Below are 13,423 nucleotides of genomic sequence, written 5' to 3'. Positions count from 1 at the left end.
GGATGGCCGAACAACGTTTCGAACGCCACAAACAGCCCTGGACCCAGGATGAGGTCCAGAAGCTGCACACGCTGGCGAAGAAAGGCATGGGCCTCAAAGCCATCGCCAAGGCGCTGACCCGCACCGAGGAATTGGTGAAAGCCCGCGCCAAGGAAGACAGCCTGAACATCGCCAAGCTCCGCTAAAATATCATGTGCTCCCGCGCAGGCGGGAGCCCAGTCCCGCCGTCGATCCAGCACGATAAGGGTTGGACTTGGCTTCGGCCCGCGCCAGGGCACGGACCAACTGGACGCTCCGGCCCAGCCATGCGAAGACCGCCCTGCACCAACAGGGAAGGCTTCGCATGGCGCTCGATATCCTCGTCCTCTACGGCTCCTATCGGCGTGGCCGTCTCGGCATCCGTCTCGCAGACTATATCGTCCGGGAAATCGAAGCCTTGGGCCACAGCGCCGAACTCATCGATGCCAAGGCGATCGACCTCCCCATGCTCGACTGGCGCTATAGCGACTATCCGCCCGGTGAAGCCCCCGCCGCCATGGCGCAATTGGCCGATCGCTTGACTGCCGCCGACGCCTTCATCTTCGTCGCGGGCGAATATAATCGCGGGATGCAGCCGGGCCTCAAAAATCTGGTCGACCATTATCTCAAGGAATTCGATCGCCGCCCCGCCGCCATCGCCAGCTATTCGATGGGCCGCTTTGCAGGCGTGAACAGTCACGCCGACTGGACGGTGACGCTATCCGCCATGGGCATGGTCGTCGTGCCCGAACGCCTGAGCGTCGGCCAGATCGGCCAGACGCTGGACGACAATGCGCAGCCGCAGGGCGACGGCGGCGCAGCGCTGGAGCGCGGCTTTGCCGGTTTCGCGAAAAGCCTTATCTGGTGGGCGGAGGCGGCAAAGGCCGCGCGCTGAACCGCCGGTCGATCCACACTAGCGCATGGCCCGCCGCGACGAAGCCGATCGCGATCAGCACCGCGTTGATCGCGACCTGCCCGATGCCCAGCTTCGTCACATTGATAAAGGGATAGGCATAATGCCCCTCCGCCAGCCCCCGCAGCAGGGCATAGGGCAGGTAGGCGGCCGGGAAGATCGCCCATATCCAGGGATCGCGCCAGCCCAGCCGACCCTTGGCGGCAAAGCCGATCCACCATAGCGGCACCAGCAGCGGCGTCACCTTGTGCAGCAAGGCATCCGCCAGCAACGCCCCGCCGCTGAGCGACAGCAACCCGCGCAGCAGCAGCCCGTAGATGATCCCGACCAGCAGGATCGACAGCAGCATCCCGCCCACCAGCCGGGGCGAAACATCGCGGCCCAGCGCAATCGCGCCCAGCGTCAGCACGACCAGCATATTGGCCCAGATGGTGAAAAATCGCAGCAGCGTCCACAGCGTCGCGCCGACCGACCCGGTCTGCGTCAGCGTCGCATCGAACTGCACCATGATGCCCGTCAGGCTGACCAGCGCCACGATCGCCGCGCCGATGCGATAGCCCGTCATGCCGCGACCCTTTCCCGTCCATCCTCTTCCCGGCCGATATCACGGTCGCCGCCACCAGATCACCGGTGACATTAAGCGCCGTGCGGCACATGTCGAGGAAACGATCGACCCCCAGCACCAACCCGATGCCTTCGGGCGGCACGCCCACCATGCCCAATATCATCGCCACCACCGGCAACGATCCGGCAGGCACGCCCGCGGTGCCGACCCCGCCCAATATGCATACCAGCATCACCATCACCTGCTGGCCCAGACCCAACTCCACGCCAAAAAACTGGGCGAGGAAAATGACCGTAATGCCTTCGAACATCGCGGTGCCGTTCTGGTTCGCGGTCGCGCCGATCGTCAAGACGAAGCGCGATATGCGGCGCGGCAGGTGCAGCTTTTCCTCCGCCACCCGGATGGCGGTGGGCAACGTCGCGTTGGACGATGCAGTGGCGAAGGCCATGACCGTCGCCTCCTGCACCGCCGCGAAGAAGCGCCAGGGTGATCGCCGCGCCAGAAACGCGATCAGCAGCGAATAGACGCCGAACATCTGCAATCCCAAAGCCAGCAACACCACGCCGACATAGGCCGACAGGCGCAGCAGCAGAGGCGGATGACGATGCCGATCAGACGCATCGACACCTCGAACAAGCCCTCCATCGCATCCAGCAGGATTTTCGATTGCCGGGTCTGCACCAGCACCAGACCGATGCCGAAGAACAGGGCGAAGACCATCACCGCCAATATGTCGTTATCCGCCATCGCGCCGATGATATTGTCGGGGACGATCGCGATCAGCGCCTGCATCCCGCTGGGCGTATCGCCGCCGCGCGCCAGGATCGCCTTCGCGCCGGTCCCCGCATCGGCCAGCATCGCCTGCGCCTGCGCAGGATCGACCCCGCCGCCTGGCCGCAACAGATCGACCAGCAACAGGCTGACGACCACCGCGATGCTGGACACCGCCAGCGTATAGACCAGCGTGCGCAGCCCGACCCGCCGCAACGATCGCAACTCGCCCATTTCGGCGATGCCCACGATCAGGGCCGACACCAGCAACGGGATCACCAGCATGAATAGCAGGCGCAGGAATATCTGCCCGATCGGTCCGGTGACATAGGTGGTGACGGTGCCGATCCACGGCGCGCCCGGCGCGATCATATAGGCGGCCAGCCCCAGCGTCAGCCCGATCAGGAAACCGGCCAGCATCTGCCACTGCAGCGATCGTGCCCGATCCTTGCGGCCATTCTCCGCATGATCCGTTTCTGGCGCTTGGCTGGTCATGCACGTCTCCCGCTGGATCGCTAATCAACGAGCGATACGGATGCGGGTTTCGCACTGCACAATATTTCGTTTCGATATCGGAGCATTTCGCGCCATCGCACGTTGCCCCAGTCCTGTATTCGGGAGACTTGCATGATCGTCGATTCCGTTCCCAGCCTGCGTCGGCTGGCGTCCGAAGTCTGGGGACCGCTTACCGTGTTGTTCGTGTGGGACTGTACGGTGACCATCGCCTATTTCGTGTTGCCGTTCAAAGCGCCGTCGCTGCCGCTGACCCTGTTCGGCTCTGCGCTGGCGCTGTTCCTGGGGTTCCGCTCCAACAGCGCCTATCAGCGTTGGTGGGAAGGGCGCACGCTCTGGGGCGCGATGATCAACGCCTCGCGCAGCCTGTCGCGCGCCACCCGCAATTTCCTTCCCGATCCGATGGCGCGCGACATGAAGCGCGAAATCGTCAAGCGCCAGATCGCTTATGTGAACGCGCTCCGCTGCCAGTTGCGGCGTCAACCGCTGGACGATGACGTCACCCGCTTCGTGGCCGAACGGGACAAGGGGCAGGCGCTGTCGCGCACCAATCCGGCTAACGGCCTGCTCGACAGCACCGGCCGTCGGATCGACATTGCGCGGCGCGAAGGGTGGATCGACACCATCCAGCAGGCGCAGATGGAAGCGGTGCTGGTCGATATCGCCAATGCGCAGGGCGGGATGGAGCGGATCAAGAATACGCCGCTGCCCGTCCAATATCGCTACCTGCCGACCATCTTCACCCATATCTTCTGCATCGCACTGCCGATCGGCCTGGTCGAAACGCTGGGCTTTGCCACGCCGCTCGGCTCCACCGTCGCGGGCCTGATGTTCATGGCCGTACTGCGGATCGGCGACGATCTGGTCGATCCCTTCGCCAACACCGTGCACGACGTACCTTTGAGCGCCATGTGCCGCACGATCGAGATCGACCTGCTCCAGTCGATCGGCGACCCCGCGCCGGACCCGATCACCCCGGTACGCGGCGTGCTGTGGTGACCATATTCCCTCTCCCTTGAGGGAGAGGGTTGCGAAGACTTGGCAGCGTGCTGCCTAGTCGCAGCTGGGAGAGGGTGTAGCGGACGTAAGTCTCCCGCTACCTATGGCGTCGAACCCTCGTCACCCCTTCCGGTCATTCTCCACCATGTCCGGCGCCAGTTCCAGCCCGCCTCGACCATGCGCCACCGTATGCGCCGGCGCCTTGGGGTGGGGCACGTCGATCGGCTCCTCGACCTCCAGCATCCCTTCCCACTTGGTGATCACCGACGTGGCGATGGCGTTGCCCAGCACGTTGGTGGCGGTGCGGCCCATATCCATGAAATGGTCGACCGCCAGGATGAAGGCGATGCCCTCGACCGGCAGGTCGAACTGCCCCAGCGTGGCGGCGACGACGACAAGGCTCGCGCGCGGCACGGCGGCAATGCCCTTGCTGGTCACCATCAGCACCAGCAATATGGTGATCTGCGTCGCGATCGGCAGGTCGATGCCATAGGCCTGCGCGATGAAGATGGTCGCAAAGGTCGAATACATCATCGACCCGTCGAGGTTGAAACTATAGCCCAGCGGCAGCACGAAGCTGTAGATGCGGCGCGGAATGCCGAAGCGATCAAGCTGTTCCAGCATCTTGGGGTAAGCGGCTTCGGACGAGGCGGTGGAAAAAGCGATCAATATCGGTTCGCGGACATAGCGGATCAGTTTGAACATCCGCTTGCCCAGGAAGATCGATCCCGCGCCGAACAGCAGCAACCACAGGCAGAAGAGCGCGATATAAAATTCGCCGACCAGCGCGCCATAGGTTTTGAGCACGCCCAGCCCCTGCACGGTGATGGAAGACGCCAGCGCGCCGAACACCGCGAAGGGGGCGACGCGCATGACATAGCCCGTCACCTGGAGCATCAGTTCGACCATCGCCTCGATCACGGTGACGATCGGCTTGCCGCGTTCGCCGATCGCCGTCAGCGCGACGCCGACGAACAGCGAGAAGACGACGATCTGCAGGATCGAATTGTCCGCCATCGCGCCCACCATGGACGTGGGGAAGACGTGCAGGATGAAGTCGCGGAAATTGAGCGCTTCGGTACTGACGCCCGCTTCCGCCCCCGACCGGACCAGGTTCAGCCCTGCGCCCGGCTGGAAGAAATTGACGAAGATCAGGCCCAACGTCAGCGAAATCAGGCTGGCGATGATGAACCAGGCGAGCGCCCGCCCGCCGATCCGCCCCAGCGCCGCGCTGTCGCCCATATGGGCGATGCCCGCGACCAGCGTGGAAAAGACCAAAGGCGCGATGATCATCTTGATCAGATGCAGGAAGATGTCGGCCAGCAGGTGGAAATAGCCCGCCACATCCTTGGCCAGCGTCGCATCGCCACCGACCCACAGATTGGCCACGAAACCCGTGATCACCCCCAGAACCATGCCGATGAGGATGAAGGCTGTCAGTCTGTTTCGCATCAAATCCCTTTTGAACCGCGTCCATGCGGCCCTTGCCTGTTATCCATCTGTCAGGCCGACACCTAACAGGCGCATGGGCCACCCGCAATCGCAGGGCAACCCGTCGCATCAGGGAAGACGAAGCACGGGCGTCTTTCCACGCCTGCGCATCGGCCATCAGGGGTAGAGCAGCCCCTCGCTCCAGCCGTCCGCAACACGTGTGAACAGCCGCCGCTCATGCAGGCGATGTTCGCGATCCTGCCAGAACTCGATCCGTTCGGGCGTCAGGCGAAAGCCCGACCAGTGCGGCGGGCGCGGCACCGGCCCGCCGTCGAACCGGGCGCTCATCGCTTCGAACCGATCCTGGAAGGTCTGGCGATCGGGCAGGGGGCGGGACTGGTCGGATGCCCAGGCGCCCAGCTGGCTGTCGCGGCCCCGCGTCGCGAAATAGGCGTTGGCGGTGGCGTCGTCCACCGGGCCGACCGCGCCCTCGATCCGGATCTGCCGCCGCAGCGATTTCCAGTGGAACAGCAAGGCGGCATGGGGATTGTCGAGCAATTCGCCCGCCTTGCGTCCCTCGAAATTGGTGTAGAAGACAAAACCGTCCGGCCCATGGCCCTTCAACAGCACCATGCGCACCGATGGCTGCCCGCGCGCATCGGCAGTCGCCAGCGCCATCGCGTTGCTGTCGTTGATTTCGGTTTCGCGCGCTTGGGCATACCATAGGTCGAACAGGGCAAAGGGATCGGTCATGCCCAATCCTTACCCAAGGGCGAAGGGGCTGTCGATGACGGCCTGCCGATAACCGCCGCCACGCCCGGTCCGACCGCATCGTATCTTGAATGTCGGCGCAGCATCGTCCACATAGTCGGCAAGTGATGCTTTTGTGCAACAGGTAGAATGAATGGCCGATCCCTATTCCCTTCTGGGTGTGGCGCGCAGCGCGACCGATGCGGAAATCAAATCCGCGTACCGCAAACTCGCCAAGGAACTGCACCCCGACAAGAACAAGGATAACCCCAAGGCCGCCGATAAATTCTCGGCCGTCACCAACGCCTATGACCTGCTGTCGGACAAGGACAAGCGCGCCCGTTTCGACCGGGGGGAAATTGACGGCGACGGCAATCCCACCGCACCCTTCGGCTATGGCGGCGGCGGCGGTGGCTTCCGGGGCCAGCCCGGCGGCGGGCAACCCGGCGGCGCGGATTTCGGCGACATTTTCGAAGGGCTGTTCGGCGGCGCGGGCCGTCGCGCAGGCGGCGGCGCAGGCTTTGGCGGCGGCTTTGGCCGTCAGGCACCGCCGCAAAAGGGCGCTAACGTCGCCTATCGCCTGGCCGTGCAATTCACCGACGCCGCCACCCTCGCGCCCCAGCGGATCACGCTCCAGGATGGCAAGACCATCGATCTGAAACTCCCCGCCGGGGTCGAAAGCGGCACGCAGATGCGCCTGTCCGGCAAGGGGCAGGCCGGGCCGGGCGGGGCGGGCGACGCGATCGTCACGATCGACGTGAAGCCGCATCCCTTCTTCACCCGCGACGGCGACAATGTGCTGCTCGACCTGCCCGTCACCCTGGATGAAGCGGTCAAGGGCGGCAAGGTCAAGGTGCCCACCGTCGATGGCCCGGTAATGCTGGGCGTGCCCACCGGCGCGACCTCCGGCAAGACGCTGCGCCTGCGCGGCCGGGGCTTTACCGGCAAGGACGGCCAGCGCGGCGACCAGCTCGTCACGCTCCAGATCGACGTGCCTGCCGACGATCCTGCAATCCAGGCGCTGGTCGAAAGCTGGCAGGACGAACGCCCGGTGCGCGCCCATCTGGGCGTTTGATGCGTTAGCCGCCCCATGCCGATGCCATCCCCCCTGTCGCCCGAATCCCGTCGTCAGGTGGGGCATGGCGCGCGTGCACGGTTCAGTCGGCAGATGGACCGGGTGCGTCCCGGATCGCATATCTTCGAAGTGGTCAAACGCGTCGCGGTCGGCACCTATAGCGACGGCTTCATCCACGCAGGCAACCTCGCCTATCTCTCTTTGATGACGCTCTTCCCCTTCTTCATCGTCGCGGCGGCGGTGGCGAGCATTTTCGGCCGCACCCATGACGGCATTCAGGCGGTCAACGCCTTCCTCACCACCGTGCCGCGCGGCGTGGCGGACGTGGTGCGCCAGCCGATCGGCGACGTGCTGACCGCGCGCAGCGGGCCATTATTGTGGCTGGGCGGCCTTGTCGGCCTGTGGACGGTCGGCAGCCTCATCGAAACGATCCGCGACATATTGCGCCGCGCCTATGGCACCAAAAGCACCAAGCCTTTCTGGCGCTATCGCCTGGGCGCGATCGGCATCACCCTCGTCAGCGTCTTCGCCCTGATGTTCGCTTTCTCGCTTCAGGTCGCGATCACCGGCCTCGACCAGTTTCTTCACAATATCCTGCCCTGGGCCGACGAAGCCATCGGCCTGGTGTCCTCGGCCAAGCTGGTGCCGATGGCGATCACCTGCCTTGCGCTCTGGTCGCTTTTCGCCGCTTTGACCCCTACCGCCTACAAGCCGCGCCGCTTCCCCAAATGGCCCGGCGCGGTCGCCACATCGCTCTGGTGGTACGGCACCGTCCTGCTCTTGCCGCCCACCTTGTCGCTGCTCGGCGGCTATGGTCGCACCTATGGCAGCCTGGCGGGCGTCATGATCAGCCTCATTTTTTTCTTTCTCGTCGGGCTTGGCGTGGTAATTGGCGCGGAATTGAATGCGGCGCTGGCGGAATTTCCCGAAGAGGAACCCACCGCAGCGGCGAAGGACCAAGGGAACGGAACGACGATATGAACGGCTTGATGGCAGGAAAGCGCGGCCTCATCATGGGGCTGGCGAACGACAAGTCGCTCGCCTGGGGCATAGCCCAGCAATTGCACGCACAGGGCGCGGAACTGGCCTTTTCCTACCAGGGCGACGCGCTGGCGAAGCGCGTGCGCCCTCTGGCGGAACAGGTCGGCTCCGATTTCCTGATCGACTGCGACGTCACCGACATGGACAAGCTGGACGCCGCCTTCGCCGAAATCGAAGCGCGCTGGGGCACGCTGGATTTCGTCGTTCACGCGATCGGCTTTTCCGACAAGAACGAACTGCGCGGCCAATATGTCGACACGAGTCTGGAAAACTTCCTGCTGACCATGAACGTGTCTGCTTACAGTTTTGTGGCAGTCACCCGCCGCGCGCGCGCTTTGATGCCCAATGGCGGCAGCATCCTGACGCTCAGCTATTATGGCGCGGAAAAGGTCATCCCCCATTATAACGTGATGGGCGTGGCGAAGGCGGCGCTGGAAACCAGCGTCAAATATCTGGCGATGGACCTCGGCCCGGAAAATATCCGCGTCAACGCCATCTCCGCCGGCCCGATCAAAACGCTGGCAGCCAGCGGCATCGGCGACTTCCGCTACATCCTCAAATGGAACGAGCTGAACTCACCCCTGCGCCGCAACGTGACGATCGAGGATGTCGGCGGCGCGGGCCTTTACCTGCTGTCCGATCTGGCATCGGGCGTGACCGGCGAAATCCACCATGTCGATGCAGGCTACAACGTCATCGGCATGAAAGCCGAAGACGCACCGGACATCGCGCTGGATAAGTGATCGCGTGCCCACGGTTCTGCGTGACGCCAATCTGCGCGTGGTGATCTATACGGACGACCATCCACCGCCGCATGTTCATGTATTTGGCAACGGCGAAACCAAGATCGCCCTGTTCGGGCAGGATGGCGTAGCGGACGTGGTGCGGATCGTGGGCGCAGACCGGCGCGAGAGTCGACGCGCGCTGCAAATCGTGCGAGAAAAGCGCGATTATCTGCTCGAAAGGTGGAAGGCCATTCATGGGTGAACTGACCCAGTCCCAGTTTGATGAGGCCGTGCTGCGCGGCGCGCATGATCTCGCCATCAAGCCCCGCGCCCGCGCTGCCCGCTATGACCGCGCGACCGGCCATATCATGATCGACCTGGTCAGCGGCGCGACCTTTTCCTTCCCCGCCACCCTGGCGCAGGGCTTGGAGCAGGCCAGCGCGGACCAGCTTGAAAAAGTCGAAATCGCAGGCGCAGGTTTCGGCCTGCATTGGGCAGAACTGGATGCCGACCTGACCGTGGAAGGGCTGATGGCTGGCCGTTTCGGCAGCGCGCGCTATATGGCGCAGCGGTTCGGCGCCGATTGGGATAGTGAAGCAGCAGAATGAGTTTCAACAGTTTCGGTCGCGTCTTCCGCTTCACCACCTGGGGCGAGAGCCATGGTCCTGCCATCGGCGCGGTGGTGGATGGCTGTCCGCCGGGCCTCCCGCTGAGCGAGGCGGACATCCAGCCCTGGCTCGACCTGCGCAAGCCCGGCACCTCCAAATTCACCACCCAACGCCGCGAAGCCGATGAAGTCCGCATCCTGTCGGGCGTGTTCGAAGGGCGCACCACCGGCACGCCCATCAGCCTGATGATCGAGAATACCGACCAGCGCTCGAAGGATTATTCCGACGTCGCCAAGGCCTATCGCCCCGGCCATGCCGACTATGCCTATGACGCCAAATATGGGTTCCGCGACTATCGCGGCGGCGGGCGCTCCTCCGCGCGCGAAACCGCCAGTCGCGTGGCGGCAGGCGCAGTCGCGCGTGCCGTCATCCCCGAAGTCGATATCTTCGCCTATGTCAGTGCGATCGGCGGCGATGCGATCGATTATGCCAATTTCGACGCGTCACAGATCAGCCAGAACCCCTTCTTCTGCCCCGACGCGGAAGCCGCCAAGCGTTGGGAAGCGCTGGTCGACGGCGCGCGTCTGGACGGTTCGTCGTTGGGCGCGGTGGTCGAATGCGTCGCATCCGGCGTCCCCGCCGGCTGGGGCGCGCCGCTCTACGCGAAACTCGACAGCGAACTTGCCGCCGCGATGATGAGCATCAATGCGGTCAAGGGCGTGGAGATCGGCGATGGTTTCGCTGCCGCCAGCCTGCGCGGCGAGCAGAATGCCGATCCGATGCGCCCCGGCAACGACGGCCCGATCTTCCTCGCCAACCATGCAGGCGGCATCGCGGGCGGCATCGCCACCGGCCAGCCGGTCAAGGTCCGCGTCGCCTTCAAACCTACCAGCTCGATCCTGATCCCGGTCGAAACCGTCACCCGCGAAGGCGACGCATCCGACATCATCACCAAGGGCCGCCACGACCCCTGCGTCGGCATTCGCGGCGTGCCGGTGGTCGAAGCGATGATGGCGCTGGTGCTGGCCGACCAGAAACTGCTCCACCGCGCGCAATGCGGCGGCGAACAATCAGATTGAAGGCTCCGTTCGCAACAACGGCCCCCTCATAAACGCCCAACCGCGCCAATCCCGCGCCCAACGCACGTCGCGCCCGAGACGACTCGCGCCTGTTACGCTATGATGACGGTCATCGCCCGCGGGTGGGCGAGCGGCAGAGCGTAAGCCTGGGGAGCGTCACCACGCGTCCGAGCGTTTTTTTTGAAAAACGCGACGATTAAAAAGCGCGGACTGACGGTCAAAACGTCCCCTCAAAGCCGCGACACGGGCCAGCCATGTCCCCCATGGCTGGCCCATTTCCTTGTACCATCAAACAGGCCAATCCCGCGCGCCCGGCCCTGTCGATCGGCGGCGGGGCAGGGCATCGTCACCCGACCAATATTTAGGGCCATCACATAGGATCACGCCATGACCAGCCTGCCCTTCACCCAGGTCGATGCCTTTGCGCACGCGCCCTTCACCGGCAATCCCGCCGCGGTCATGCCGCTCGACGCCTGGCTGGACAATGCCACGCTTCAGGCCATAGCGCAGGAAAACAACCTCTCCGAAACCGCCTTCACCGTGCCGACGCCGGACGATCCCGATGCCGACTATGCGCTGCGCTGGTTCACCCCCGCGGTCGAGGTGAAGCTATGCGGCCACGCCACGCTGGCGAGCGGCCATGTGCTGATGGCGCAGGACAGCATCCGCTTCCGCACCCGCCAGGCAGGCGTGCTGACGGTCACGCGCGAAGCGGACGGCTACGCCCTGTCGCTGCCCGCCTGGGACATGGCGCCCAAAGCCCTGCCGGATCTCGCCGCTGGCCTGGGCGGCGCACCGATCGAATCGCACTGGCGCGACGGCGGCTACAGCCTCTTCCTGTTCCCCGACGCCGCCGCCGTCCGCGCGCTGACGCCCGATTACGCCGCGCTCAAAACACTGGGCGACACTATGCTGATCGCCACCGCGCCCGGTGAAGATAGCGACATCGTCAGCCGCGTCTTCGTGCCCGGCGGCGGCGTGGACGAAGACCCGGTCACCGGATCGGCCCATTGCCTGCTCACCCCCTTCTGGGCTGCGCGATTGGGCAAAACCGACCTTACCGCCTATCAAGCCTCGGCCCGCGGCGGACGCTTGGGCTGCCACCTGGCCGACGACCGCGTAATCCTGACCGGCACCTGCCGCACGGTGATCGAAGGGCGCTTCTACCTGTAATCCGACGTTCCCCGGCGCAGGCCGGGTCCAGTCCCCGCGTTCGAACTGGACCCCGGCCTGCGCCGGGGAACGCCAGCCCAAGGCCATGTCGCGACCGCAATGACGGCTCTGGACTAATGGTCTCACCCTAACCCGGAAACAACCCCACCAACGTCGCCAGCGCCCCGCGCACCGCCACGCGCTGCTCTTTCGTCGGCGACATGCCCATCCGCACCACCGTCAGCCGCTGGCCGGGCGACACCAATATATATTGCCCGTCATGCCCGACGCAGCCGAACAGCCGCTCCGATGCCCGCCCCGGCATCAACGCGCTTTCGCTGCTGTCCCGGTTCAGCCACAGATGCGCGCCATAGGCGGGATTGCGCGGGGAGGGGGTCCGCATGAAGTCCACCCATTTTTCCGGCAATATCTGGTGCCCGTTGGGCGACCGCCCCTGATTGCGCAGCAATTCGCCGAACCGGCCATAATCGCGCGCGGTCATGTGCAGGAAGCTGCCACCGATCATCGTGCCCGCCGCATCATATTCCGGCGTCAGGCTGCTCAGCCTGCCCGGCGCCTTCAACCGCCCGTCGATGAAGGTCTGCATCGCCCGCCGCCGGACATCGGGATCGCTGCTGCTGGTCAGCATCCGCGTCATCAGGTCGGACAATATGATGCTGCTGCCGGTCGAGTAGGAAAAGACTTCGCCCGGCACCTGGCCCAGCGGCTTGGCCTCGGCATAGGCGCGCATGTCCTGCGCCCCGTCCAGGAACAACATGCGCGGCGTGTCGCCCTTGGCGATCGGCTTGCCATCCTCGACATGATCCAGCCCCGACCGCATCTGCAGCAGTTGGCGCAGCGTGATCCGCCCGCGCGGGTCGCCCGGCTGGCTCCACGCCGCTACCGGCACCGGCGCGTCCAGCGCCAGCCGTCCGTCCGCCACCATCAGCCCCACCAGCACCGCCGTTACGCTCTTGGCGATCGACCAGGACAATAATTTCGTGTCCGGGCCAAAGCCGGGCGCATAGCGTTCCGCAATCACCTTCCCATCGCGCATCACCAGCAGCGCGCGCGTCTCGCCCATCGCCTCGTCCGCGAACAGCGGGTTGATCGCGGCGCGCAGCGCGCTTTCGCCCACCACAGCATCGCGCGCCACGGCATAGACCGGTTCGGGCGCAGGCGCGGCGCGGACGACCAGCGTGCCTGCCACTACGACGCAGGCTGCGCCCAGCGCCAGTCCAAGGCGCTTTACGATTCGGCTATCGATCTGCATAAGCCGCCGCCCTTACTGAACGGAATCGAAAAGGGCCATGGTGGTTCGACGGACAAAAGCCATATTGGCAGGCCTGCTCCTTCTGGCGCTGCTCGCCCTCCTTGCCTGGCAATGGACGACACTCAGCGCCCGCGCGCGTCTGGGCGCGGCCTATGGCGCGCGCATCGGTTGTTCCTGCCGCTATGTCGAAGGCCGCGCCATGGGCAGCTGCGAACAGGATAAGGAGCCGGGGATGGGCCTGGTGAGCCTGACCGACCTGCCTGAACAGCGCGCGGTCCAGGCCAGTGTTCCCCTGCTTGCGACGCGCACGGCGCGGTTCAAGCCCGGCTGGGGCTGCCTGCTCGATCCGCTGGAGTAGGGCGGCGGACGGCTCGCTTCTGTCGCCACACCGGCCTTTCTCGACGCCCCTATGGCGTGATGACGCCGCGCCATAGCGCCACGATGCGCCGATTAGCATTGTTTTCATCTAACTTCGCTATTGCGACGCGGCGCGCCACTCCATTTTTGGCG

At 64.9% G+C, this 13,423-nt stretch carries 15 protein-coding genes and 1 pseudogene; 11 read left to right on the top strand and 5 right to left on the bottom strand.

The features are described 5' to 3' along the window. The first annotated feature begins 2 nt into the window (after positions 1 to 2). Entirely contained in the window at positions 3 to 185 is a 183-nt protein-coding gene (locus tag U5A89_RS16815) for a hypothetical protein (protein ID WP_338162195.1), read from the top strand. 158 nt (positions 186 to 343) lie between these two features. Further along, positions 344 to 913 carry an NADPH-dependent FMN reductase gene (locus tag U5A89_RS16810; RefSeq protein WP_338162194.1) on the top strand — a complete coding sequence of 190 codons (570 nt, stop codon included), beginning with the start codon at positions 344 to 346 and terminating at the stop codon, positions 911 to 913. Here U5A89_RS16810 and U5A89_RS16805 read toward each other — a convergent pair. Beyond that, positions 876 to 1,496, bottom strand: coding sequence for a Pr6Pr family membrane protein (locus U5A89_RS16805; RefSeq protein ID WP_338162193.1), 621 nt, complete (start codon positions 1,494 to 1,496; stop codon positions 876 to 878). The genes U5A89_RS16810 and U5A89_RS16805 overlap by 38 nt on opposite strands. Positions 1,497 to 1,500: 4 nt before the next feature. Continuing rightward, positions 1,501 to 2,762: pseudogene (locus tag U5A89_RS16800) on the bottom strand (dicarboxylate/amino acid:cation symporter); the annotation flags it as partial. A 132-nt stretch (positions 2,763 to 2,894) separates the two neighbouring features. On the opposite strand from U5A89_RS16800, the gene U5A89_RS16795 reads away from it, so the two are divergent. After that, a complete protein-coding gene (locus U5A89_RS16795; RefSeq protein ID WP_338162192.1) occupies positions 2,895 to 3,779 on the top strand; it encodes a bestrophin family protein in 885 nt (294 codons plus the stop codon). 120 nt (positions 3,780 to 3,899) lie between these two features. Here the strand turns inward: U5A89_RS16795 and U5A89_RS16790 are convergent, their stop codons facing one another. Together U5A89_RS16790 and pdxH are read right to left on the bottom strand one after the other, a co-directional pair. After that, positions 3,900 to 5,231, bottom strand: a complete 1,332-nt coding sequence (locus U5A89_RS16790) for a dicarboxylate/amino acid:cation symporter (RefSeq protein ID WP_338162191.1) — start codon at positions 5,229 to 5,231, stop codon at positions 3,900 to 3,902. 156 nt (positions 5,232 to 5,387) lie between these two features. Beyond that, a complete protein-coding gene (gene pdxH, locus U5A89_RS16785; protein WP_338162190.1) occupies positions 5,388 to 5,963 on the bottom strand; it encodes a pyridoxamine 5'-phosphate oxidase in 576 nt (191 codons plus the stop codon). A 151-nt stretch (positions 5,964 to 6,114) separates the two neighbouring features. On the opposite strand from pdxH, the gene U5A89_RS16780 reads away from it, so the two are divergent. The 7 genes from U5A89_RS16780 to U5A89_RS16750 all read left to right on the top strand — a co-directional run bounded on the left by U5A89_RS16780 (position 6,115) and on the right by U5A89_RS16750 (position 11,661). Beyond that, complete coding sequence (locus U5A89_RS16780; protein WP_338162189.1) at positions 6,115 to 7,035, top strand: DnaJ C-terminal domain-containing protein; 921 nt, start codon at positions 6,115 to 6,117, stop codon at positions 7,033 to 7,035. Between the two features lie 15 nt (positions 7,036 to 7,050). Then, positions 7,051 to 8,016, top strand: a complete 966-nt coding sequence (locus tag U5A89_RS16775; protein ID WP_338162188.1) for a YihY/virulence factor BrkB family protein — start codon at positions 7,051 to 7,053, stop codon at positions 8,014 to 8,016. Further along, positions 8,013 to 8,819, top strand: coding sequence for an enoyl-ACP reductase FabI (gene fabI / locus U5A89_RS16770; RefSeq protein WP_338162187.1), 807 nt, complete (start codon positions 8,013 to 8,015; stop codon positions 8,817 to 8,819). Before U5A89_RS16775 ends, fabI begins: the two co-directional genes overlap by 4 nt. 4 nt (positions 8,820 to 8,823) lie before the next feature. Then, positions 8,824 to 9,063 carry a DUF4160 domain-containing protein gene (locus tag U5A89_RS16765; protein ID WP_338162186.1) on the top strand — a complete coding sequence of 80 codons (240 nt, stop codon included), beginning with the start codon at positions 8,824 to 8,826 and terminating at the stop codon, positions 9,061 to 9,063. Next, on the top strand, positions 9,056 to 9,409 hold the full coding sequence (locus U5A89_RS16760) for a DUF2442 domain-containing protein (protein WP_338162185.1): 354 nt from the start codon (positions 9,056 to 9,058) through the stop codon (positions 9,407 to 9,409). Before U5A89_RS16765 ends, U5A89_RS16760 begins: the two co-directional genes overlap by 8 nt. Next, positions 9,406 to 10,488: a chorismate synthase gene (gene aroC, locus U5A89_RS16755; protein WP_338162184.1), complete on the top strand. Its 1,083-nt coding sequence runs from the start codon at positions 9,406 to 9,408 to the stop codon at positions 10,486 to 10,488. The genes U5A89_RS16760 and aroC overlap by 4 nt, the downstream gene beginning before the upstream one ends. Before the next feature lie 387 nt (positions 10,489 to 10,875). Continuing rightward, entirely contained in the window at positions 10,876 to 11,661 is a 786-nt protein-coding gene (locus U5A89_RS16750) for a PhzF family phenazine biosynthesis protein (RefSeq protein ID WP_338162183.1), read from the top strand. Positions 11,662 to 11,788: 127 nt separating this feature from the next. Here the strand turns inward: U5A89_RS16750 and U5A89_RS16745 are convergent, their stop codons facing one another. After that, positions 11,789 to 12,913 (bottom strand): serine hydrolase domain-containing protein, encoded by a 1,125-nt coding sequence (locus U5A89_RS16745; protein WP_338162182.1) that lies wholly within the window; start codon positions 12,911 to 12,913, stop codon positions 11,789 to 11,791. Positions 12,914 to 12,950: 37 nt separating this feature from the next. On the opposite strand from U5A89_RS16745, the gene U5A89_RS16740 reads away from it, so the two are divergent. Then, the gene (locus tag U5A89_RS16740; protein WP_338162181.1) at positions 12,951 to 13,271 is read left to right on the top strand and encodes a hypothetical protein; all 321 of its coding nucleotides are present in this window, start codon (positions 12,951 to 12,953) and stop codon (positions 13,269 to 13,271) included. Positions 13,272 to 13,423: the final 152 nt, after the last annotated feature.

The sequence above is a fragment of the Sphingobium sp. HWE2-09 genome, from assembly GCF_035989265.1.
GTDB lineage: Bacteria > Pseudomonadota > Alphaproteobacteria > Sphingomonadales > Sphingomonadaceae > Sphingobium.
This window is presented reverse-complemented; position numbering and strand designations above follow the sequence as displayed.

What these genes read in the sequence shown, in the direction of transcription:
- U5A89_RS16815 (WP_338162195.1), top strand. Translation starts at nt 3, where the DNA reads ATGGCCGAACAACGTTTCGAACGCCACAAACAGCCCTGGACCCAGGAT.
- U5A89_RS16810 (WP_338162194.1), top strand. Translation starts at nt 344, where the DNA reads ATGGCGCTCGATATCCTCGTCCTCTACGGCTCCTATCGGCGTGGCCGT.
- U5A89_RS16805 (WP_338162193.1), bottom strand. Translation starts at nt 1,496, where the DNA reads ATGACGGGCTATCGCATCGGCGCGGCGATCGTGGCGCTGGTCAGCCTG.
- U5A89_RS16795 (WP_338162192.1), top strand. Translation starts at nt 2,895, where the DNA reads ATGATCGTCGATTCCGTTCCCAGCCTGCGTCGGCTGGCGTCCGAAGTC.
- U5A89_RS16790 (WP_338162191.1), bottom strand. Translation starts at nt 5,231, where the DNA reads ATGCGAAACAGACTGACAGCCTTCATCCTCATCGGCATGGTTCTGGGG.
- pdxH (WP_338162190.1), bottom strand. Translation starts at nt 5,963, where the DNA reads ATGACCGATCCCTTTGCCCTGTTCGACCTATGGTATGCCCAAGCGCGC.
- U5A89_RS16780 (WP_338162189.1), top strand. Translation starts at nt 6,115, where the DNA reads ATGGCCGATCCCTATTCCCTTCTGGGTGTGGCGCGCAGCGCGACCGAT.
- U5A89_RS16775 (WP_338162188.1), top strand. Translation starts at nt 7,051, where the DNA reads ATGCCGATGCCATCCCCCCTGTCGCCCGAATCCCGTCGTCAGGTGGGG.
- fabI (WP_338162187.1), top strand. Translation starts at nt 8,013, where the DNA reads ATGAACGGCTTGATGGCAGGAAAGCGCGGCCTCATCATGGGGCTGGCG.
- U5A89_RS16760 (WP_338162185.1), top strand. Translation starts at nt 9,056, where the DNA reads ATGGGTGAACTGACCCAGTCCCAGTTTGATGAGGCCGTGCTGCGCGGC.
- aroC (WP_338162184.1), top strand. Translation starts at nt 9,406, where the DNA reads ATGAGTTTCAACAGTTTCGGTCGCGTCTTCCGCTTCACCACCTGGGGC.
- U5A89_RS16750 (WP_338162183.1), top strand. Translation starts at nt 10,876, where the DNA reads ATGACCAGCCTGCCCTTCACCCAGGTCGATGCCTTTGCGCACGCGCCC.
- U5A89_RS16745 (WP_338162182.1), bottom strand. Translation starts at nt 12,913, where the DNA reads ATGCAGATCGATAGCCGAATCGTAAAGCGCCTTGGACTGGCGCTGGGC.
- U5A89_RS16740 (WP_338162181.1), top strand. Translation starts at nt 12,951, where the DNA reads ATGGTGGTTCGACGGACAAAAGCCATATTGGCAGGCCTGCTCCTTCTG.